This window comes from Nocardiopsis sp. MT53, from assembly GCF_019598965.1.
Lineage (GTDB): Bacteria > Actinomycetota > Actinomycetes > Streptosporangiales > Streptosporangiaceae > Nocardiopsis > Nocardiopsis changdeensis.
Genome location: NZ_CP080599.1, coordinates 1,872,516 through 1,891,694, shown reverse-complemented (window position 1 = coordinate 1,891,694; position 19,179 = coordinate 1,872,516). Strand labels below are relative to the sequence as shown.

Sequence of the window (19,179 nt, the reverse complement as noted above, 5' to 3'; positions counted from 1 at the left end):
ATTTGAGGCGGATCGGGGGGATTCGGTAGCCGGGGTCGAACGGAACCCTACAATTCTCGCCGCGGAACTGGGCGTTATCCTGGGGCATGCGAAGATGCGCCTGGCCATGGATCCCGAGGCGGGATATCTGGAGACGTGGGAGGAATGGACGACGGCCATGCAGTTGGCCAATGCGATTTTCTCCGTGAGCGCTGCCTCCAAGGGCTCCGATGTCCCCTGCGTCATTGACAAGAAGACCCGGAACCTCAGAGGGACCGGGACTCGCTCCTTCACTTCGCCCGGGAACTGGCTCACGGCGTTCTACCTGGCTGTGAGCTGCCGGGATCAGGAGCGGCAGCGGGCGTTGGGTGAGATCCCTCTGGAGGTGCTGCGGGAGTCGGGCTCCAGGGGCGGCGGGACCTACGGCGAGTACCTGTTCCCCTGGATCTCCGCTCTGCAGGCGTTCGTTCTGAACCGCCCAGGGTTGTTCGAGGACCTGGACCGGGTCGTGGAGCTGGCGGATCCGCGCAAGCAGCCGGCCGGTGACCTGGAGAGGCTGTTCCTTCCACAGGTAGCGGTTTTCCGGGCTTTCGCGGCGAACGACAGCGAGGCTTTCAACGCCGCGCTCGCTCGTGGAGTGGAGCTTTTCAAGGAGCACTACACCGCGAACGAGGAGATGTCCAAGGACGTCGACGGGACCTGCCCGCTGGGGCTGCTGGCGTTCGCGTGCTGGGGGAACGACCGGTCCGTGCACCATCCCGAGTTCAAGTTGGAGGTGGAGTCCGGGTACCTGCCCAAGTTCATCGTCAATGGCGCTTGGAACGGCGAGTTCCCCATTTGATCGAACCGGAGCAGCGCGGCGAAACGTCTCAGGTGGAGCGCCATGAAATCGACTTCGTGGTCGATGACTACCGGCGAGAGACCAATGCACGAGGCAGGCAGATGGCTCTCCAGACGCTGTCCGGGAAGCCGTGGTTCCTGAGGAGGAGGGCGGACGCCGTCCTTGATACGGCTCTCCAGGAGCTGCTGGTGGATCCCTCGGCCTCGCGGTTGGAGACATGGGAGGCGTGGGTGTTCGCGATGCAGATCGCCAATGCGGCCTTCCAGCTCTCCGAGGTGGAGCCGGGGCAGGAGGCGGTGCTGCGCGTCGATCACCAGGAACGGCGGATCCAGGTCGCCCAGCGGGTGCCGGTGGCGCGGCCCGTGGACTGGGAGACGGCGTTCCACCTGGCGGTGACCTGCCGGGACCATGAGCGGGTGCGGGCGCTGTGCCGGATTCCAGTGGAGAGCCTGCGCGAGTCCGCGGCCCGGGGCGGGTCGGAGTATCTGGAGTACACCTACGCGTGGATCGATACGCTCCAGACGTTCGTGACCGGTGGTCCGGACCTGGTGGGCAAGCTGCGCCGGTCCATGGAGCTGTGCGACCCGCAGGCGGTGCCGTTCGGGGCGGAAAGCGTGGCGCTGCTGTCCTTCCCGGCGATGGAGGTGTTCCGTCGGCTGCTGATGGGCGACCCGGAGGAGTTCGTCAAGGCGCTGGTCAAGGCTTTGGAGGACTTCAAGCGCTTCTATAGTTCGCCGGAGCTGGAGTCCAGGAAGCTGCCGGGTGTCGTGCCGCTGAGCCTGCTGTCGTTGGCGTGCCTGGGGCATGACAAGTTCCGGCAGCAGGACCCGGAGTTCACGCTGGGCATCGACTCGGAGTACCTGCCCGAGCACATCCTCAAGCGCACCCGGCACGACGATTTCCCCATCTGATCCCGGTGCCGAGGACGGTGAGGATCCCGTCCGGCTCTCAGCCGGCGGGCGGTGCCGGGCGCTCCACAGGCGGAACGCCCTCGGGTGCGCGCACCAGGACCTCGGGCAGGTAGTCCGAGGACAGGTCCACCCGCCAGCCGTGCACCTGGACCGCCAACGCGACCAGCGCGATCACACCCATCGGCAACAGCGTGCGCGGTGCCGGGTCCTGGACGGCGTCCATGTCCCGCCGGTACCGGTCCAGGTACTCCTCCAGCTCCTGCTCGAACAACTCTTGGTCGTCTTGGAGTAAGACGCGCAGCAGGGACTGCTCCCCGCTCAGCTCCCCGGCGGAGTCCAGGGCCCGCGCCGCCGTCGCCCGCTCCGCCTCCGAGGGCATGCACAGCGCGACCTTCGGCCAATCCCGGGGCAGGGGGAATCCCGCCGGGTTCAGGTACATGCCCAAGGCGTCCATCTGCGCCACGTCGGCCGCCGGGAACACCTCCTGCCCGGCGAGGTCGTGGAGGATGGACGCGTACATCCGGTACCCGGCTCCGGACGCTCGGCCCTGATCCCGCACGCGGCGGCCGACCACCGCCAGTTCGACCGCTTCCACCCACACCTGCGGGGTGAGGTCCATGTCGACCACGGGCCGGAAGGGCGGATCGAGGTCGTCGTGGTCCTCGTTCATATTGGTCAGCTCCCCGCCCAGCCAGGAGAGCGGGATCCGCTGGTCGCCCTCGGGGGCCATCAGGCATTCCAGTACGCCGTCGGCGGACTCCGCCGCGGTGCGCAGCACGAGGCCGAAGTGTGCGGGGTCCCCGGACAGGTCGGGATCGTCCACAGAGCGGGCTCCCAGGTGGTCCAGCAGGGTGCGGCTCATCTCCTGGAGGACGCTCACCCGGGAGGAGAGGTGCCGCAGGGCGTGGAATTGCAGGGAGACGCGTTCCCGCAGTTCCGCGGGGTTCACGATGCGCTTCAGGTAGCCGTCGTCGACGCCGTGTCGGGTGTGCTGCTGCATGGGCCGGACGCTACCAAGCACCGCGGACCCCGGGCGCGGGAGCACCGCTGCGGTCACGGGGCGGAGTGAGCGCGCAGGCGCTCCTCCAGCTGCTCGGGGGTGGGTTCCACTTCCGTTCGCCAGGGGGCGTTCGGGTCCCGGTGGGTCGCCATCCACAGCGACCCCGTCCAGACGATGCGGTGGGTGGAGCCCCAGGTGGATCTCAGACGTTCGAGGGTCAGCTCCGGGGGTTCCCAGGTCTGCCCCTTGGAGTCCTCGTGCGGGCCGCTGTGGCCGGCCTCCAGGAGACAGGTCCGGCGCATGCAGGAATGGTCGAGGTGGGCCTCTCCGCACAGCGGTGCGACGTAAGGGGTGGAAGAGGGAAAGGGAGGGGTGGTGGTCACGGAGCGGCCTCCTTGCATGCACAGATCCTCCGGTCCAGGAGCGTCACGGCGGCGTGGGCGTCGTCGGTCTCCCATGCGTGGCGCAGCGCGTCGCGCACGGCCCGAACGGACCGTTCGTCGGCGGTTCCGGGTTCGGTGCGGGTACCGACCCGGTCGAGTACGTCCGCGGCGGTGGCCAGCAGGTCGTCGAGGTAGATGCCGTTCATCAGGGGTAGCCGTTCCCTCTCAGGCGGTGGAAAACCGGATGTGGTTCGGGTGAACCGGTGAGCTTTCCCACGTGAACACTCTGACCTGCGGTATTGCCGCACGGTCGGCTTCTTCGGATTTCGGGGAACGAAAGGTGATGCACGGGGGGCTCGTGTGGTTTTCTCTGCGTGACGCGTGAGGGGGGCCCGCGGATTCTCGCGGAATTCCGCGGGGCGGCCGGCTGTGTGCAGCGGGCGCTCGCCCGGGTGGTGGGCGTCGCGGATGCCTTGGTCTCCCGCTGTGAAAATGGTGTGAACACCCCGAGCGGAGACATTAAGGAACGCCTGGGCGAGGTTCTGAGAGCGAACGGAGAGCCGCTGCGCGCCTGGCGGCAGGAGGTGGCGCTCTCCCGGCTCCGGCGGCCGGGGGTCGAGGCCTCCGAGGTTGCTGACACCGGTGTGCGGGGCGCGCGGAGCCGGGAGCCTGGAGTCGGTGGCCTCCGGGTGGGCTGCCCCGGCGGACACCGTCGAGCGGCCCTGAGTGCTCGGCCCGTATGGGAAACGACAGATAGGGGCGGCACCTTCTTCGGATAGGTGCCGCCCCTTTTGTGTGGAACAATTTTTATTAAAAGCGAATGAATCGGACCTATATGCCACTCCGGGCTCGCGTTCTCCCTCGGTCGGGAGTCGCGCTGGGGTGCCCTTGAGCTGCCACGACGCCGAAGGTCGCAAGCCTCTTCGAAGTCGTTACGGAAAAACGTGTCCCGATACTCGGCCGGTGCCCTAACCTGGCCGCATAACCGCATATAGGGGCCCCGCGGTGTTTGTAGAACACCCGAGGCCGTGGCCAGCAACTCAACCCCTTGAAAGAACAGGATTGCCAGCGTGCACCAGTTTAGCGCTGCGCTCCTCGAGTGCGCCTTCGGACTGCTCGGAGTGCTGTTCCGCGTCTCCCGTGGCCGGCATGCCCGGCCCACCGGTTTCTCCGCCTTCCGCCGCAGGTCGAAGCGTGTCCGCCGCTACGCCGCCGACCCCGCTCCCGCCGTTCGGCCCCTCCCGGACCGGCCTCCCGCCGCGGTTCGGCTCCGAGGGCTGGACCGGCCCCGGGAAGTCTTCCCGGCCGGTGAGATCCCGCTCGTGCGCCCCTACTTCGTCGCCCACGAGCGTTCCGCCGCCCGCCGCGCGGAAGCCCCGCACGCGGCCGCCGACGAGCACGAACTCGTGCGCGTCCAGGAGCAGGCCCTCGCCCGCCTCCGGAGCTGGACCACTCCGAACACGTCGCACCCCCAGATGCCGACCGCAGCCCCGACCGCCCCTGCGGCCGCTCCCGTCCCCTACATCCCGCAGTCCCGGCCCGCTCCTCCGGGGGACCTCCTCGCCCCGGAACCGGAATTCCCCTCCGGCCTCATCGCCCCCGACCGCAGCCCGGGGTTCCAGGTGGGGGATGGCTTCGAGGAACTGGCCGCTGTCACCCGCCGATGGCTGGTGCAGCAGGAGCGACGGGAGGTGCGGGTGTGAAGCGCGCACCGATCGGGAGGACCTGGCGCCACCGTGTCTACAAGGGGCACCTCGCCCGGTTGACCGCCGTACGCCGCGACCTGGTCAGGGATCTGGCCGGATTCGATTCCGACCTGACCGAAACCCTGGTGCTCTGCGGGAGCGAGCTGTTCGCCAACGCGGTCAAGTACACGGCGTCGGGGGCGCGCGGCGGCCGCGTCGTCCGCACCCTGTGGACGGACGGGCGCGGCGGGGTACGACTCGGGTTCACTGACGAGGGCTGCGGCGGCACGCTCCCGGAGATCCCGAAGGCCCGCAGCGCCGAGGAATGGGACTGGGCGGAGGGACAGCGCGGTCTACTGATGGTCCAAGAGTTGTCCACAGGCTGGGGATATCTTTCGCTATGTCGGTGGGGTGACCTCGGGCACCACATCTGGGCTGACTTCGGTCCCGTTCGCCCCGGTCGTCCCACCTGCCCCGAAGGCACCACCTGAACCTGTCCGATGATGGGGGACGCCGCCCACTCGGGCCGCGTCCCCACTGCCCGTCGGGGTGTCGGTCGCGGGTCCGATACCCGCCCCATGGGCGTCTCGGAGCCTCTTCTTCCGCGTCCGGGATGGTTGTCCACGGCCGGAGGAGACTGCGGCGCCTCCGCCTCAGGAGGCGAGGGCCACGGGTGGCCTTCCGCCTTGCGCCGGGGGTGTCCCATGCTCTTTCAACGCTGTGGTGGGTGGCGGGTGTCTGTTGGGGGCCGAGCCACTACCGGAGGGCGGATCGTCTCCTTCGGCCCCAGGGGGTGGGGGTGGGCGTTCCCGCTGCCCCGGACACGTGGGGGTGAGGGCTGCGCGTACCTGCCGGCCCCGGCCGCAGAGGGTTCCTCACCCGCCTGGAAACCTCGGCCACAGCCGGAAGGCGAATCGCCTCCTGTGCCGCAGGGGGTGTCCTACCCGACCGGAAACCCTAGCCATAGCCGTGTCAGGCCAGTGGGGTGCCCGGCCCCAGGGGGTGAGGGCTGCGGGAGGCCTCCCGCCCTGGCCTCAGGGGGGTTGGTGCACCCGATCGGGGCCTCGGCCCCAGGGGGTGAGGCGGACTGTGAGGTTTCCAGGACGGTCACCATGTGGGGTGGGCGGTCTGTGGTCGCAGCCACGGGTGACTGGTTTCCAAGAGCCCGATCGCTTGGAGGGTACAGTCGCGGAGCGTGGATCCGTCCCCGCGCAGTCGGCCTCCGGCAGAGCGCCGGGCGGTTTCGTTGGGCGCGCACCCGGGGTGGTGGGGGTGCGCTTTCCGGGGACGGGTCCGCGCGAGGTGCGCACACCCGCACCGCCTGGAAAGGTTGTGGGCGCCGGCGGCGGTGCGGGCGCTCCACGCTGGTGCCTACTCCCGCGGATGACCGCGGTCCCGGTCAGTGCCGGGGGTGAAAGCCGCACGCACCCACAGTCCCCAGCCATAGGGGGTGTGGGGAGGAGGAACCGCAACCCCCGCCCCAGGGGGTGTTGCCGCACGTACCCGCAACCCCAGCCCCAGACCGGGCACAGGACCGCACACCTCAGCCCGGGGGGTGAAAGCCGCGCGTACCCACAGCCCCGGGCCCCAGGGGGTGGGGGAAGAAGAACCGCGAACCTTCGCCCTGGGGGTGAAGGCCGCGGGTGCCCGCGGCATCAACCCGTGGGGGTTGGGGAGGAAGGATTGCGCCCCCGCCGCAGGGGGTGGAACGTGCACGTGTCCGCGACCCCCGCCCAGGCCCGGAGGAGAGACCGCGTACCTTGCCCCCGCCGTAGCCGGGGTCGCGGTTCTTCCTCCGACCTGGGGCCGAGGTTGCGGGTACGTGCCGCTTTCACCCCCTGAGGCGGGGGTCGCGGTCCTTCCTTCTCACACCCCCTGGGGTGGAGGTCGCGATCCGGTGCCCGGGCTGTGGCCAGGGTTGCGGATACGTGCGGCAACACCCCCTGGGGCGGGGGTTACGGTCCTTCCTCCCCAACCCCCCTCTGGCTGATGCCGCGAGTACCCACAGCTCACACCCCCTGCGGCCAGGGCCGCGGTCCTGTGCCCGGTCTGGGGCCGGGGTCGCGGGTGCGTGCGGCTTTCACCCTCACTCCCGTCCGTACCGCGGTTACGTGCGGGAGTAGGCGGCTGCGTGGAGCGTCCTCACCGCCGCCGGCGCCCCCAACCTTTCCAGGCGGTGCGGGTGTGCGCGCTCCGGGTGCACCCGGCTCCGGCAGTCACACCCCCACCACCCGCCACGTGCGCCCAACGATTCCCCCCGGCGGTCTGCCGGACACCGACTGCGGCCGGGGCCGGGCCCACCCGGTGCGGACCGCCGTTCCCAAGCGGCCGGCCTTTTGGAAACCTACAACTACCTCGGCGAAGACCCCCTATGGCCAGGGACCCCACTGGCCTGACACGGCTGTGGCGGAGATCCCGGTCGGGTGAGAAACCCCCTGCGGCGGAGGTGCTGCGATGCCCTCCGGTTGGGGCCAGCCACCCCGGTCGGGTGGGAAACCCCTTGGGGCGGAGGCGCTGCGACGCCCTCCGGCTATGGCCAGCCCTCGGGTGGGGATCCCCCTGGGGTGGAGGTGCTGCGATGGCCTCCAGGTGTGGCGGGCCACCCCGGTCGGGTGGGGATCCCCCTGGGGTGGAGGTGCTGCGATGGCCTCCGCCTGTGGCCGGCCACCTCGGTTGGACGGATAACCCCCTGCGGTGGAGGTGGTGGTTCGCTTTCCTGCTGCGACGGGCCACTCCGGTCGGGTGGACGACCCCCTGCGGCCAGGACCCGCAGTCACGCGCGGCCCTCACCTCCGGGTGTCCGGGACGGCGGGAGCGCTCATCTCGACCCTCTGGGGTCGAAGGAGATGATCCGCCCTCCGGTAGTGGCTGGGCCCCGGACAGACCCGCCCGTCACCCATCACAGCGTTGAAAGAACATGGGTGGCTGAAAGGACACGGTGCGTCCCTGTGAGCAGGGCTCGTGGGTGTGCGGGGCCTTGGCCTACTGCGGCCGGGGTACCCATCGCCCCCGGTCCCGGCCCCCGCCCCTGCGCCGGCTGTGGCTGGAGCCCCAGGAGCCCGGGGCGCTCAGGGTCGCGCGGCGTGGTCCCCGCCGGGCCCGCCCCCGTCGTCCGCGGGTGGCCGTGGGGCGGGGGAGAAGGCGGAGGGGCGGAAGATCGGCGGAGGCTCGGCGTCGTCCAGCGGCTCTATGTGACGCGAATCACTCTCGAGCGGATCCTTCTCGGCGATCGTCGACCACAGTTTCCCCAATGCCGCCCGGGCCGTTGCGATATCCGCTTTGACCTGCGAATTCGTTCGCTCGGCAATGCGCTCTATCCGATGGCGCGCCGGGTCGTCCGACGCCGGTTCCCCGGTCCCTGGATCCGCCGGGGCGGGCGGCCCCGCGGCCGCTTGCGCGTCTTCGCCCTCCGGAGCCTCGTCCTGGTCTTCGGGCTCCACGACCTCGAACTTCACCGCCGCCACCCCTTTGTCCACAGGTCGCCGACATGTCTATTTCCCCGACCGTGACCGCTTGTAGTATGCAGATCCTCCCTATAGGGGCTACCGGGTTCCTTGTGCGGCTCCGCGGTCGTTCTTCTGAACTGTCGGCACGCTGTGTGCATCCTCCTTCTACGAGGCGACAGCTTCGCGAGGACCCCCGAGAAAGAACAGGTGAACGGATGTCACGTTGGGAAATGGGCGACACCACGCTGGCCACTCTGGGGCAGAACACCTCGGGCTCGGGCGATGAGCTCAGCTCGCTGATCCAGCAACTCGTCCAGGCGGCCGAGCCGCTCGTCGGCAAGTTCGACGGTGCGGGCAAGAGCGCCTTCGACTCCTTCAAGTCCCGGACCGACGAGATCACCGCGGACCTGCGGGCCGGGCTCGGCTCCATCCAGGTCGGCCAGGAGGGCATGAACACCGCGTTCGTCAGCGGTTCGGACACCATGGCCGACGACGCGAACGCCAACATGGGCGCGGCCAACTTCGACGCCGCCAAGTTCCGCTGATCCGCCGGTCCCCGAACCCCCGAGGAGCTTCCAGATGAAGAACGCTTACGACGTCGGGGCCTCGCAGGAGGCCCAGGGCAACATCAACACCATCATGAACAGGCTCGAGGCCATCATCGGCGAGCGCGACACCGACGTCAGCGCCGCCATGGCCGAGTTCGAGGCCACCGGTGTCTCCGAGGAGTACAGCGGCAAGGAGCTCAAGTGGCACAACGCGGCCAACGAGGTCCGGGAGATCATCCGGCTCGTCCGCGAGACCCTCGAGACCAACGACTCCACCGCACAGGAGACCCTGAGCCGCGCCAACTCCGCGGTCCAGAACATCTGACGCCGCATCCGGGCCCCTGAACCGGGCACCGGAAGGGAACGAGAACCGACGAGGAGCACGGGTGGCCCGCGACTACGACAGCCAGCTGCTGGAGTCCGTCGCCGTACGCCGACAGCGACTGCGCGAGGCGGTGCTTTTCGGCGGGCAGCGCACCCGGCGTCGCCTCGACGAGAACATCGCCAAGGTGATGATCAGCGCCTGCCTCGCCGCAGTGGTCTGCGGCGGGACGGTCGGCTGGTCGTTCGTCAGCCACCAGCTGGGCGCCCAGCGCATCGAGCGGGAGCAGGAGGCCTCCGGCCCCGCCAACCGCGCGCTCCCGTCCACGCCGGGCGCCTGGGTCGGAGCCGAGGTCGGCTTCGACCAGCTCCGTACGGAACTCGACGCGGCCGGGGTCCCCGAGAGCCTCTACGTGCTCCCCGGGGACCCGCGGCCCGAACCCGGCACCGTCGACAGCTACTACCTCGTCACCGAGGACGAGGAGGGCTACATGGCGGTGTCCGTCATCGACTACGACCAGGGCCGCCCCGGGCCCGAGTTCAGCACCGAGGACGAGGCCGCGCGCTGGCTCCACCGGGAGCTCGCCACCACCGAGGACGACCCGCAGCGCCTCGGCACCGCCGAGGAGGCCGAGATCACCGAGGCCACCACCGAGCTCGTCGCCGAGATCCGCGAGAACCTCGAACAGCGCAGCGGCGGCTCCTACCTGCACACCCTCGAACCCGGCGACGTGGTGGACGCCTTCGGCCAGGAGAGCGGGCGCCGCCTCTACCCCGACGGCACCCCCTTCGCCGAGCGCGGGCTCCCCGAGTACGCGCGCACCGACGCCGACGGCGCCCCGCTCTACCACCGCTACCGGGTGATCCACCCCTTCCAGGTGACCGCGACCACCGCGTCCGCCGACGGCGGAGCGCCCGGCGGCGGCCTCCAGTTCACCCTCGACACGGCCGGGTTCGGCGAGGTGCCGCCCGTGCCGACTCTCCGCTGGCTCATCGGCAACGGCTACGTCGAACGCGTCGCCGTCACCGATGTGCCGGCCTGACCCCGACCCGCCGGGCCCGCGTGCCCGGAGCCCGGAACGACACCGCGCCCGGCGCGGCCGCAGAACAGCGAACACAGCAGGATGGGAAGGCCATGACCGCTTGGAGCCGCGTGACGCTCGTCGGCGAGGAGCGCAGGGTGGACGCGGTCCTGCCCGCGGGCGAACCCGTGGGCGCGCTCATGCCGGAGGTGCTCGAACTCCTCGGCGACCCCGTCGAGAACCCGGCGCGACTGCGCCACCTGGTCACCGCGTCCGGGACCGTCCTGGACGGCGAGGCCACCCTGGCCGACCGGCAGATCACCGACGGCGCGGTGCTGCGGCTGGTCCGGGCCGAGGAACCGGTGCCGGCACCGGTCGTCCACGAGGTGCCCGAGGCCGTGTCCAAGGCCATCGACGACCACAGCGGTCGCTGGAACCCCGTGGCCGCCAGATGGACGGCGACCGGGTCGCTCGTCGCGCTCGCCCTCACCGGCGCCTGGACCGCGCACCTGTACGCCCCCTCCACCGGCGGCATGATCGGCCTCGCCGTGGCCGCCGCCCTGCTCATGGTGGCCGGGGCGGCCATCGGCCCCACCTGGCGCGAGGCGCTGGGCACCGCGCTGTCCATCACCGGGGCGGCCGTCGGCGGGCTCACCCTGTGGCTGGCCTGTGACCTGTTCGGGTGGCCCGAGTGGGCGCGCTGGGGCGGGCTCGCCGCCCTCATCGCCGTGCTCGTCCTGCTGCTCGGCCTCACCTCCGGCCTGGGCCGGGGCGGGCTCACCGGCGGCGGCACCGGCCTGGTCCTGGCCGTCGTGTGGTCGGCGGCCGCGGCATTGGGACTGCCCGCGTACCAGGTGGCCGCCGTCATGACCGTGGCGTGCGTGGTGCTGCTCAGCCTGCTGCTGCGGCTGGCCCTGATGTTCTCCGGGCTGGCCGTGCTCGACGACAGGCGCAGCTCCGGCGACCCGGTGACCCGCGGCGACGTGCTCGCCTCCGTGGCGGGTGCGCACCGCAGCCTCGTCATCGCCACCCTCGCGGTGGCCGTGGCCACCGCGACCGCGGGCATCGGGCTGGCCACGCACTTCGACCCGTGGACGGCCGGGCTGTCCACGGTGCTGGCCATCGTGGTGGCCAGCCGGGCGCGGCTGTTCCCGCTGGTGGCGCAGAAGGCGGCGCTCACCGCCGCGAGTCTGGTGGTGCTGGCGGCGTTCCTGTTCTCCTGGACGCAGGCGTACTCGTGGGGTGTGTGGCCGGCGCTGGGCATCGCCGTGGCGGTCGCCGCCATCCCCGTGGTGGTGCTGTCGGCGGAGCAGCCGGAGCACGTGCGGGCCCGGCTGCGCGGGGTCACCAGCAGATTCGAGGCCGTCGCCGTCGTGGTGCTGGTGCCGTTGGCGATCGGGGCGTTCGGCACCTACCAGCGCCTCCTCGGCACGTTCTGAGCGGGGGACCGATGAACACCGAACAGGTCGGGCAGAGCGTCGCACCGGTCTCCGGCGACCGGTGGGCGCGCCGGATGGGGCGGGCGGTGCTGCGGCCGTTCCGCCCGGTGGACGAGGTGGCCCGCGCCATCGCCCTGGGGGCCGGACTCCAGCGGTCCACGGCCACCGGCCGGCGGATCGCGGTGGACGACCTGGGGACGGGCGCCGACGCCGCGGTGGTGGCGGCGCTGATCGCCCGGGCGCTCGCGCACTTCCGCCACGACCGGGTGCTGGCGGTGGACGCCACCGGGCGGGAGCCGTCGCTGGCCACCCGGCTGGGGGCGGCGGGCCCGGGTGACCTGGCGCAGGCCGACCCGGGCACCTTCGAGACGGTGTGCGAGGGGCTGGGGGAGGTCACCGACCGGCTGTGGACGGCGCGCACCGACCCGGTCGACGCCAACGCCTACGCGTCGGGGCTGCTGCCGGTGTCCCGGTTCTTCGGGGTGACCCTCGTGGTGGGGGAGCGCGGCGGGGGTTTCCTGGAGACGGTGGCGCCGGGCGCGCACGCGCGGGTGCGGGTGGTGCGGGCGACCCGCGACGCGGTGCTGCGGGTCGGCCGGGAACTGGACGTGATGGCGGCCGAGGGACGCGCTCGGGAGGCGGAGCGGACCGTGGTGGTGGTCTTCGACCAGGAACGTGGCGAGGACCGGGGACTGGACGTGGCGCGCACCGCGAAGATCATCGCCGAGAGCGGTGCGGAGGTGATCGCCCTGCCGCACGACCGCCACCTGGCGCAGGGGACGGAGGTGCTGCCGCGCCGGATCGCGGAGAGCACGCACCGGCTGGTGCAGACGGTGGCGCTGGCGGCCCTGGACCGAGCGATCGACGGCGGCCCGAGCACGGGGAGCGGACGATGAACCGGTACGAGCAGAACCCGGAACCCGACGAGGGGGAGCCGAGCCCCCGGACACCCGACATCCCGCCCCCGGCCTACGCCCGACCGGATCCGAACGCCCCCTCGGGTGCGCAGCCGGGATGGGGTGCGCCCTCGGGCGGCCGACCGGACCCGGATGCTTCTTCGGGTGCGCAGCCGGGGTGGGGCGCCGACCGGGGGCACCCGCACACGCCCTCTGGAGCGCAGTCGGGTTGGTTCCCGGCGTCCGAGCACGCGCGTCCGGATGCTTCTTCGGGTGCGCAGCCGGGGTGGGGCGCCGACCGGGGGCACCCGCATACGCCTTCCGGTGCGCAGTCGGGCTGGTTCCCGGCGTCCGAGCACGCGCGTCCGGATGCTTCCTCGGGTGCGCAGCCGGGGTGGGGAGCTCCCTCGGGCGGCCGGCCTGCTCCGGGAGCTCCGTCGGGTGCGCAGCAGGGATGGGGTGCCGAACAGGGACACACACCCTCCGGGGCACAGCCGGGCTGGGGCCCCGCGCAGGGGCGGCCGCAGCCGAACGCCCCCTCGGGAGCACAGCCGGGATGGGGTGCGCCTTCGGGCGGTCGGCCCACACCGGCCGCAGGCCCGGGCACGCCCCCCGACGGTCGGCCGGCGCCGGGTGCCCCTTCGGGCGGGCCGGCTTCCGGCGCGCAGCAGGGCTGGTTCCCCGCCTCCGACCACCCGCAGCCGAACGCTCCTTCCGGTGCGCAGCCGGGCTGGGGGGATCCGTCCGGTGCGCAGCGCCCCGCGGGGCCCGGTGGACCGGGCCGCCCCTACGGGCAGGCGGGCCGGGGCTCCCCCTCGGGCGAGCAGTCCGGATGGGCGGGTCCCTCGGGCGGGCAGCAGGCTCAGGGCACCCCCTACCCGGGTGGCGCCGCGCAGGGCGGAGGCCCTGGCGCGCACGGGCACCAGGGCTTCGTGCCGGGACGGCAGCAGTTCGAGCGGGAGCAGTCCTGGGAGGGACTGCCGCCCGCACCGTACTCCGAGGAGGCCTCCGGCCCGCAGCAGCCGCCGCGGACCTTCGCGCAGGACTCGGTCGTCGAGGCCTTCCTCAGCGGCACGCCCATGCCCCAACGTGAGGCCCCGCCGTGGACCCCCGAGCCCCCGCGCCCCGAACACCGGACTTCTGAGCCCCCGCGCCCGGAACCCCGGTACGACGTTCCGGGGCCCCAGGCCTCGGTCGCGCCACCTGTTGCCCCCGCCCCGGAACGACCACGGCCGGAAGCGCCCCCGGCCGAGGGCTGGACCCGCGCTCCACGTGTGGTCGGCCCGCCGCGCCCCGCCGACCCGAGCGTCGTCAACGTCTTGGGCGAGGAGGAGGCCGCCGACCCGGACGCCGAGGAGACGGACGTCTTCCTGGTCATGGGCGCCGACCGGCGTGCCCGCGCGGAGAAGAAGGAGGAGGGGGAAGAGGAGGAGCCCCGGCACGGCGCCGCGCCCGAGGAGGAGCCTGCGGCCGAGACGCCCGAGCCCGAACGCGCACCCGAGCGCGAGGAGTCCCTGCTGTACCGCGGGGTGTCGCTGTTCGCCCCGGAGGAGGACGGGCGCCCCGCCGCCGCACCGGTCGAGGACACGGCGGCCGACGCCGGTGCGCCCGCGGTCGCGGAGGAGCCCGAGACCGCCGTCGAGCCGCAGGCCACCACTGGGGACCCGACAGGGGAAACGGTCCGTCTGGACGCTGAGGCCCTCGCCGCTGTCGATGCCGCCCGTGCGGAGGTGGCGACCGGTCAGGTGCCGGATGAAGACGTGGTCCGTTCGGGTGTGGAGGGTTCGGCGGCTGTTGAGGCTGCTCGTGCGGTGGCCTGGGAGTCCGGGGCTTCTGTGCCGGAGGTTGAGGCAGCTCCTGTGGAGGCGCCGACCGACCAGGACCCGGCGGGGGAAACGGTCCGTCTGGACGCTGAGGCCATCGCTGCCGTCGACGCCGCCCGTGCGGAGGTGTCGGGCGAGGCGGTTCCGGTCGAGGACGCGGTCCGGTCGGATGCGGAGGGTTGGGCGGCTGTTGAGGCTGCTCGTGCGGTGGCCTGGGAGTCCGGGGTTTCCGTGTCGGAGGCCGAGGCCGCTCCTGTGGAGGCGCCGACCGACCGGGACCCGGCGGGGGAAACGGTCCGGCTGGACGCCGAGGCCATCGCCGCCATCGACGCCGCCCGAGCGGTCGCCGAAGGACCAGGCCCCGCCGCACCGCACCCGCGCGGTTCCGAGGGGGCCGCACTGCCCGGGGCGGTTGAGTCCTCGGCGGCGCAGGCGCCCGTCGTGCCGCCCGGTGCGGCGGACGGGCGTCCCGGCCCCGTGGCCCCCGCAGCGGAGGCCGGCGTGCGGCCGCGCACCGCGGTGCCCGCCGAGGACTCCGGCGCGCGGGCGGCGGGCGGCCGGTCCGCGGCCGGGTACCTCGGGGTCCCCGGGGTGCTGTCGGAGCGGGGGGCGGCCGGCGGGACCGGCGACGCGGCGTCCGCGTTCCTGTCCGGGCGGGGCGCGGAGTCCTTCGCCTCGCTGTACGCCGCGCCCGGCGGCTACGAGCAGCGCCTCGCCGCCGTCAAGCCCGTGCCGACCTCGGTGTGGAAGCGCACCGTCTTCGCCGTCACCCGCGGCCGGGTCAACCCCGGCTGAGGTCCCGTCATCGGTTCACGCGACGAAGGAGGCGCGCCCACCTCCCCAGTGGACGCGCCTCCCGGGGCGCCCTGACGGCGCCCCCGTCGCCGGACGGCGCGGACCGCCCCTCGGGGCCAGAAGGTCCGCGGTCGTCGCCCGGCGGGGCCGCCCCGGTCCGTCCCCTCAGCGGAACCAGGTCGGCCCTACCGCCCCGCGCCGGGCCCAGCCCCCCTCAAGGCGGGCCACGCGGCACGGGGCGGCGCTCATACGGTCACGGCGACCGACCCCCCAACCGGTCGATCAGCGCCAGCGCCCCCTGGTGCGTGGCGGGCAGCGGCGTCGCCCATACCGCCGCCCCGTGCTCCCAGCCCGTTCCGCTGCGCAGCCGGTCCAGTTCGCCGTCCAGGTCGGGCCGGTCCAGGGCGAGGACCGCGATCCGCCCCCGCCCCAGCACGCAGACGGACTCCCCGCGGGTGAAGAACCGCGACAGCTCGTACGCGAGCACGATCATCCGCGCCGCCCGCCGCCACGGGTCCAGCGCCGGGTCGAGCAGCACCACGACCAGGCGGTGCCCCGTCCCGTCCGTGTTCCGGTACAGCTCGCCCAGCCGGGTCCGCAGGTATTCGGGTGTGCCCAGCCCGGTGAGCGGGTCCAGGCAGGTCTCCCGGTCCCGCCCGGCCTCGGCCCAGCCCTCGGCCAGCGCCCGGACCAGTTCCAGGGGAGGGTCGCACCACCCGGCGACCTCGGTGAACGCCGCCAGGTCGGTCAGGCTCTCGCCGATCCCCAGCCCGGCGCGCGCCCGGGCCTGGCCCAGCCGCGCGCACGCCTGCGGCAGGTCCCCGCCGGTGAGGAACGCCGCGCACACCAGGTCCACGGTCGGCGTCCACCAGTCCTCCGGCGACGTCCAACCGGTCTCCCGGCTCCTGCGCTCCCACGGGGCGCGCAGTCCGCGCACCGCCACGGTGTCCGTCTCGGCCATGCTCTCCTCCCCTCCCGGCGCGCGGTCGGGCCCGTGCCCCCGCAACAGGCCCTTCCGCGCGCTCTCACCCTGATTACGGAGATCGGTGGCGGTGATGACGCGGATACGGGATATTTCTTTGACGTGTTTTTTCGCAGGCCGGGAACCCCTACTCCTTCGGCCCCCATCCCACATGAGAAAGGGACGTTCGGGTGTCCGACGCCGAGGCTGACCACACCGAGGTACTGACGGGTGACGCCGAGTACATCCGCCGTGTGCGGGAGGGCGAGACCTCCGCATACGCCGTGCTGTACGAACGCCATGCCGCCTGCGCCCGCGGCCTGGCCCGGCAGCTGCTGCGCGGTGACGCCGAGGTGGAGGACGCGGTCGCCGAGGCGTTCACCCGGGTGCTCAGCGTCATCCAGCGGGGCAAGGGCCCGACGGACTCGTTCCGCCCCTACCTGCTCACGGCGGTCCGCAACGCCGCCTACGACCGCGGGCGCGGGGAGAAGCGCCAGGTCGTCACCGACGACATGGAGAGCCTCGACCCGGGCGTCCCCTTCGTCGACCCCGCACTGGAGGGCCTGGAGCGCTCGCTGATCGCCCGCGCCTTCCTCTCGCTGCCCGAACGCTGGCAGGCGGTGCTGTGGCACACCGAGATCGAGGGCGCCAAACCCTCGGAGGCCGCCGCGATCCTGGGCCTGAACCCGAACGGCGTCGCGGCCCTGGCCTACCGCGCCCGGGAGGGCCTGCGCCAGGCCTACCTCCAGATGCACCTGGCGGGCGGCACCGTCGCCGAGGCCTGCCGCCCCACGGTGGGCCTGCTCGGCGGGTACGTCCGGGGCGGCCTGTCCAAGCGCGACACCGGCAAGGTCGACAAGCACCTGGACGGCTGCGCGGACTGCCGCGAGGTGTACGCGGAGCTGATGGATGTCAACGTCGGCCTGCGCGGGGTGGTCCTGCCCCTGGTCGTCGGCGTCGGCGCCACCGGCTACCTGGCCCTCACCCCGGGCGGTGCGGCCACGGGGGCCTGGTGGGGTCGGATGTCGCGCCGCCAGCAGCAGGCCACGGCGGGCGGTGTCGCCGCGGCCGGAGTGGCGGTCGCCGCCGCGCTGGCCCTGGTGGCCGGCCAGACCCCGGTCCCGCCCGAGAACGAGGCCGCCCCGGACCCCTGGTCCCCGGTGGTGCAGCCGCCCGCCGCCGCGCCCGACCCGGACACCCCGCCCGGGGCGCCCCGGGCTCCGGGCGCCCCGCCCGCCGCCCCGTTCGCCGACCCCCGGGACCCGGACCCGCAGTCCCCACCGCGCCCGGGCGAGCCCGACCCGCCCCCGGCGGTGCCGCCCGCGGACGTCCCCGAGGAGGAGGTCCCGGCGGAGGAGGCCCCCGAGGCGCTGTTCGCGGTGGGCATCGACCCGGTGGGCGCGCTGGTCCCGGGCGGCTCCGGGATCATGGTGCTGGACGTGCGCAACCTGGGCGCGCCCACGCTCGCCGAGGTCGTCGCCATGATCACCCTGCCCCCCGGCGTGGACATGGTCTCCTCGGGCGGCGCGGGCAACGCGGTGCGCATGGCCGACGGCGAGGGCGACTGGAGCTGCGCGGCCGACTCCGACGGCGGCGAGTGCGTGCGCCCGGCGATGGGCGCGGGCGAGAACAGCACCTACTTCTTCGACGTGACCGTCTCCCCGGACGCCCGGCTCGACGTGCCCGCCTCGGCGACGGTGTCGTCGGGCACGGTGAGCGCGGCCGCCACGGGGGAGCGGGGCGTCACCGCCGAGGGCGTGCCCGCCCGGTACGCGACGGCCGGCCGGGTGGCGGTGGAGACCGTCGGCAACTCCCTGATGACCTGCACCGAGCCGGAGGACCGGTGGCCCTGGCCGTGGTGGGGCCGCCCCGGCGCCCCCGGGGCCGAGCCCGGTCACGAGCCCTCGCCGGAGCCGACGGCCCCCCCGGAGGAGGACGCCGATCTGGCGCGCGCCCCCCGCGAGCCGGACCCGGCCGCGCCGGGCCTGCCCGGCCTCGGTCCGGACGGCCCCCTGTCCGGGACGCCGGAGGCCCCCGGGCCGGAAGGGGCCGGTGAGCCCTCCGAGCCGGAGGTGACCCCGTCGGAGCCGGAGGCCGGGACCGATGACGATGCGGTCACGGAATCCGGTGACCGGACCTCGCCGGGCTACGACCCGGAGCCGACTCCGGAACCGACCCCCGAGCCGGAGGAGCCCCCCGCGGACGGCCCGTGCGCCCAGGCGCGCGAGCGCCTGGGGGACGCCCGGGACAACGACAACTGGGTGATGGCCCCGCGCGACGACGACTGGAACCCCACCACCACCGCCTCCAGTTCCGCCACCTGGGCCCTGCCCGAGGGCGGCCGGGTGCGCTGGGCGGGCCTGTACTTCTCGGCGGCGGGCTCGCACGGCTCGCACACCGCGCGGATCAAGGGTCCGGCGCAGGACGTCTACCACACGGTCACCGCCACCGACGTGCGCTCGGCCGAGCTGCCGGGCTTCCCCGCCTACCAGGCGTTCGCCGACGTCACCGAGATCGTGCGGGCCCAGGGCGGCGGCCAGTGGTGGGTCGCGGACGTCCCGGCGATGGAGGGGCGCGCCCTCTACGCGGGCTGGAGCCTGGTGGTCGTTCTGGAGGACCCGTCGATCGGCTCCTACAACCAGGCGATGGTCCTGGACGAGACCGGGGCGGTGTTCCACGACGCGTCGGGGCTGCGCTTCCCGGTGTCGGGCCTGCTGCCCGCGTCGGTCCCCGCGCAGGTGGACGTGGTCGCCTGGGAGGGCGACGCGGACCTGGGCGGCGACCGGGTGACGGTGGACGCGGCTACGGCGGTGCCCGTGGACGGCCACGGGACGGCCGGCAACGTGTTCGCGGGGTCGGCGCGGGGCGCGTCGGGGGACCCGCTGGCCTTCGGCACCGACGTCGTCCGGTTCGCCCCCGTGCTGGGCAGGGAAACGGACATCCGAATCCTGTCGGAGCAGGACGCGGTGCTGGCCGGAGTGGTCGCCCTGGTGGCCCCGATGCGGACCTGAAACCCCGCTCCGGCAACGGGAGCCGGTACCAGGAGAGGCGCCCGCGGGCGCCTCTCCGCGGGTTTCCTCACAGCCGGTTCTCCCAACCGTGACTGTCCGTGTTCACAAGGAGCACGCA

Annotated in this window: 17 protein-coding genes; 12 read left to right on the top strand and 5 right to left on the bottom strand. The window is 73.1% G+C overall.

Annotation, left to right across the window (positions count from 1 at the left end; all coding sequences use genetic code 11):
* Positions 1-106: 106 nt before the first annotated feature.
* Together K1J57_RS08120 and K1J57_RS08115 are read left to right on the top strand one after the other, a co-directional pair.
* Positions 107-820 (top strand): immunity 49 family protein, encoded by a 714-nt coding sequence (locus K1J57_RS08120; protein ID WP_220563837.1) that lies wholly within the window; start codon positions 107-109, stop codon positions 818-820.
* A 101-nt stretch (positions 821-921) separates the two neighbouring features.
* The gene (locus tag K1J57_RS08115; protein WP_220563836.1) at positions 922-1,731 is read left to right on the top strand and encodes an immunity 49 family protein; all 810 of its coding nucleotides are present in this window, start codon (positions 922-924) and stop codon (positions 1,729-1,731) included.
* 37 nt (positions 1,732-1,768) lie between these two features.
* On the opposite strand, the gene K1J57_RS08110 is transcribed toward K1J57_RS08115, so the two are convergent.
* The 3 genes from K1J57_RS08110 to K1J57_RS08100 form a co-directional block, all read right to left on the bottom strand.
* The gene (locus K1J57_RS08110) at positions 1,769-2,731 is read right to left on the bottom strand and encodes an Imm49 family immunity protein (RefSeq protein WP_220563835.1); all 963 of its coding nucleotides are present in this window, start codon (positions 2,729-2,731) and stop codon (positions 1,769-1,771) included.
* 53 nt (positions 2,732-2,784) lie between these two features.
* Positions 2,785-3,033 carry a hypothetical protein gene (locus K1J57_RS08105; RefSeq protein WP_220565940.1) on the bottom strand — a complete coding sequence of 83 codons (249 nt, stop codon included), beginning with the start codon at positions 3,031-3,033 and terminating at the stop codon, positions 2,785-2,787.
* Between the two features lie 77 nt (positions 3,034-3,110).
* Complete coding sequence (locus K1J57_RS08100; protein WP_220563834.1) at positions 3,111-3,320, bottom strand: hypothetical protein; 210 nt, start codon at positions 3,318-3,320, stop codon at positions 3,111-3,113.
* Positions 3,321-3,488: 168 nt separating this feature from the next.
* Here K1J57_RS08100 and K1J57_RS34135 point away from each other — a divergent pair, with 168 nt between their 5' ends.
* The 3 genes from K1J57_RS34135 (at position 3,489) to K1J57_RS08085 (ending at position 5,290) form a co-directional block, all read left to right on the top strand.
* Complete coding sequence (locus tag K1J57_RS34135) at positions 3,489-3,893, top strand: helix-turn-helix domain-containing protein (RefSeq protein ID WP_370634620.1); 405 nt, start codon at positions 3,489-3,491, stop codon at positions 3,891-3,893.
* A 543-nt stretch (positions 3,894-4,436) separates the two neighbouring features.
* Positions 4,437-4,817, top strand: coding sequence for a hypothetical protein (locus tag K1J57_RS08090; protein ID WP_220563832.1), 381 nt, complete (start codon positions 4,437-4,439; stop codon positions 4,815-4,817).
* Entirely contained in the window at positions 4,814-5,290 is a 477-nt protein-coding gene (locus K1J57_RS08085) for an ATP-binding protein (RefSeq protein WP_338151196.1), read from the top strand. The genes K1J57_RS08090 and K1J57_RS08085 overlap by 4 nt, the downstream gene beginning before the upstream one ends.
* A 2,577-nt stretch (positions 5,291-7,867) precedes the next feature.
* Here the strand turns inward: K1J57_RS08085 and K1J57_RS08080 are convergent.
* Positions 7,868-8,254, bottom strand: a complete 387-nt coding sequence (locus K1J57_RS08080) for a hypothetical protein (protein WP_220563830.1) — start codon at positions 8,252-8,254, stop codon at positions 7,868-7,870.
* Positions 8,255-8,460: 206 nt separating this feature from the next.
* On the opposite strand from K1J57_RS08080, the gene K1J57_RS08075 reads away from it, so the two are divergent.
* The 6 genes from K1J57_RS08075 (at position 8,461) to K1J57_RS08050 (ending at position 15,089) form a co-directional block, all read left to right on the top strand.
* Positions 8,461-8,790, top strand: coding sequence for a hypothetical protein (locus K1J57_RS08075; RefSeq protein WP_220563829.1), 330 nt, complete (start codon positions 8,461-8,463; stop codon positions 8,788-8,790).
* A gap of 34 nt (positions 8,791-8,824) precedes the next feature.
* On the top strand, positions 8,825-9,118 hold the full coding sequence (locus K1J57_RS08070; protein WP_220563828.1) for a pore-forming ESAT-6 family protein: 294 nt from the start codon (positions 8,825-8,827) through the stop codon (positions 9,116-9,118).
* 61 nt (positions 9,119-9,179) lie between these two features.
* Positions 9,180-10,157: a TNT domain-containing protein gene (locus tag K1J57_RS08065; RefSeq protein ID WP_220563827.1), complete on the top strand. Its 978-nt coding sequence runs from the start codon at positions 9,180-9,182 to the stop codon at positions 10,155-10,157.
* Positions 10,158-10,249: 92 nt separating this feature from the next.
* Entirely contained in the window at positions 10,250-11,575 is a 1,326-nt protein-coding gene (eccD, locus tag K1J57_RS08060; protein ID WP_220563826.1) for a type VII secretion integral membrane protein EccD, read from the top strand.
* An 11-nt stretch (positions 11,576-11,586) separates the two neighbouring features.
* Positions 11,587-12,471, top strand: a complete 885-nt coding sequence (locus K1J57_RS08055; protein ID WP_220563825.1) for an ATPase — start codon at positions 11,587-11,589, stop codon at positions 12,469-12,471.
* A 932-nt stretch (positions 12,472-13,403) separates the two neighbouring features.
* Positions 13,404-15,089, top strand: a complete 1,686-nt coding sequence (locus K1J57_RS08050; protein ID WP_220563824.1) for a hypothetical protein — start codon at positions 13,404-13,406, stop codon at positions 15,087-15,089.
* A gap of 253 nt (positions 15,090-15,342) precedes the next feature.
* On the opposite strand, the gene K1J57_RS08045 is transcribed toward K1J57_RS08050, so the two are convergent.
* A complete protein-coding gene (locus K1J57_RS08045; RefSeq protein ID WP_220563823.1) occupies positions 15,343-16,050 on the bottom strand; it encodes a hypothetical protein in 708 nt (235 codons plus the stop codon).
* A 191-nt stretch (positions 16,051-16,241) separates the two neighbouring features.
* On the opposite strand from K1J57_RS08045, the gene K1J57_RS08040 reads away from it, so the two are divergent.
* Positions 16,242-19,061, top strand: a complete 2,820-nt coding sequence (locus K1J57_RS08040; RefSeq protein ID WP_220563822.1) for a sigma-70 family RNA polymerase sigma factor — start codon at positions 16,242-16,244, stop codon at positions 19,059-19,061.
* Positions 19,062-19,179 lie beyond the last annotated feature (118 nt).

What these genes read in the sequence shown, in the direction of transcription:
- K1J57_RS08045 (WP_220563823.1), bottom strand. Translation starts at nt 16,050, where the DNA reads ATGGCCGAGACGGACACCGTGGCGGTGCGCGGACTGCGCGCCCCGTGG.
- K1J57_RS08070 (WP_220563828.1), top strand. Translation starts at nt 8,825, where the DNA reads ATGAAGAACGCTTACGACGTCGGGGCCTCGCAGGAGGCCCAGGGCAAC.
- K1J57_RS08100 (WP_220563834.1), bottom strand. Translation starts at nt 3,320, where the DNA reads ATGAACGGCATCTACCTCGACGACCTGCTGGCCACCGCCGCGGACGTA.
- K1J57_RS08105 (WP_220565940.1), bottom strand. Translation starts at nt 3,033, where the DNA reads ATGCGCCGGACCTGTCTCCTGGAGGCCGGCCACAGCGGCCCGCACGAG.
- K1J57_RS08120 (WP_220563837.1), top strand. Translation starts at nt 107, where the DNA reads ATGGATCCCGAGGCGGGATATCTGGAGACGTGGGAGGAATGGACGACG.
- eccD (WP_220563826.1), top strand. Translation starts at nt 10,250, where the DNA reads ATGACCGCTTGGAGCCGCGTGACGCTCGTCGGCGAGGAGCGCAGGGTG.
- K1J57_RS08110 (WP_220563835.1), bottom strand. Translation starts at nt 2,731, where the DNA reads ATGCAGCAGCACACCCGACACGGCGTCGACGACGGCTACCTGAAGCGC.
- K1J57_RS08075 (WP_220563829.1), top strand. Translation starts at nt 8,461, where the DNA reads ATGTCACGTTGGGAAATGGGCGACACCACGCTGGCCACTCTGGGGCAG.
- K1J57_RS08055 (WP_220563825.1), top strand. Translation starts at nt 11,587, where the DNA reads ATGAACACCGAACAGGTCGGGCAGAGCGTCGCACCGGTCTCCGGCGAC.
- K1J57_RS08115 (WP_220563836.1), top strand. Translation starts at nt 922, where the DNA reads ATGGCTCTCCAGACGCTGTCCGGGAAGCCGTGGTTCCTGAGGAGGAGG.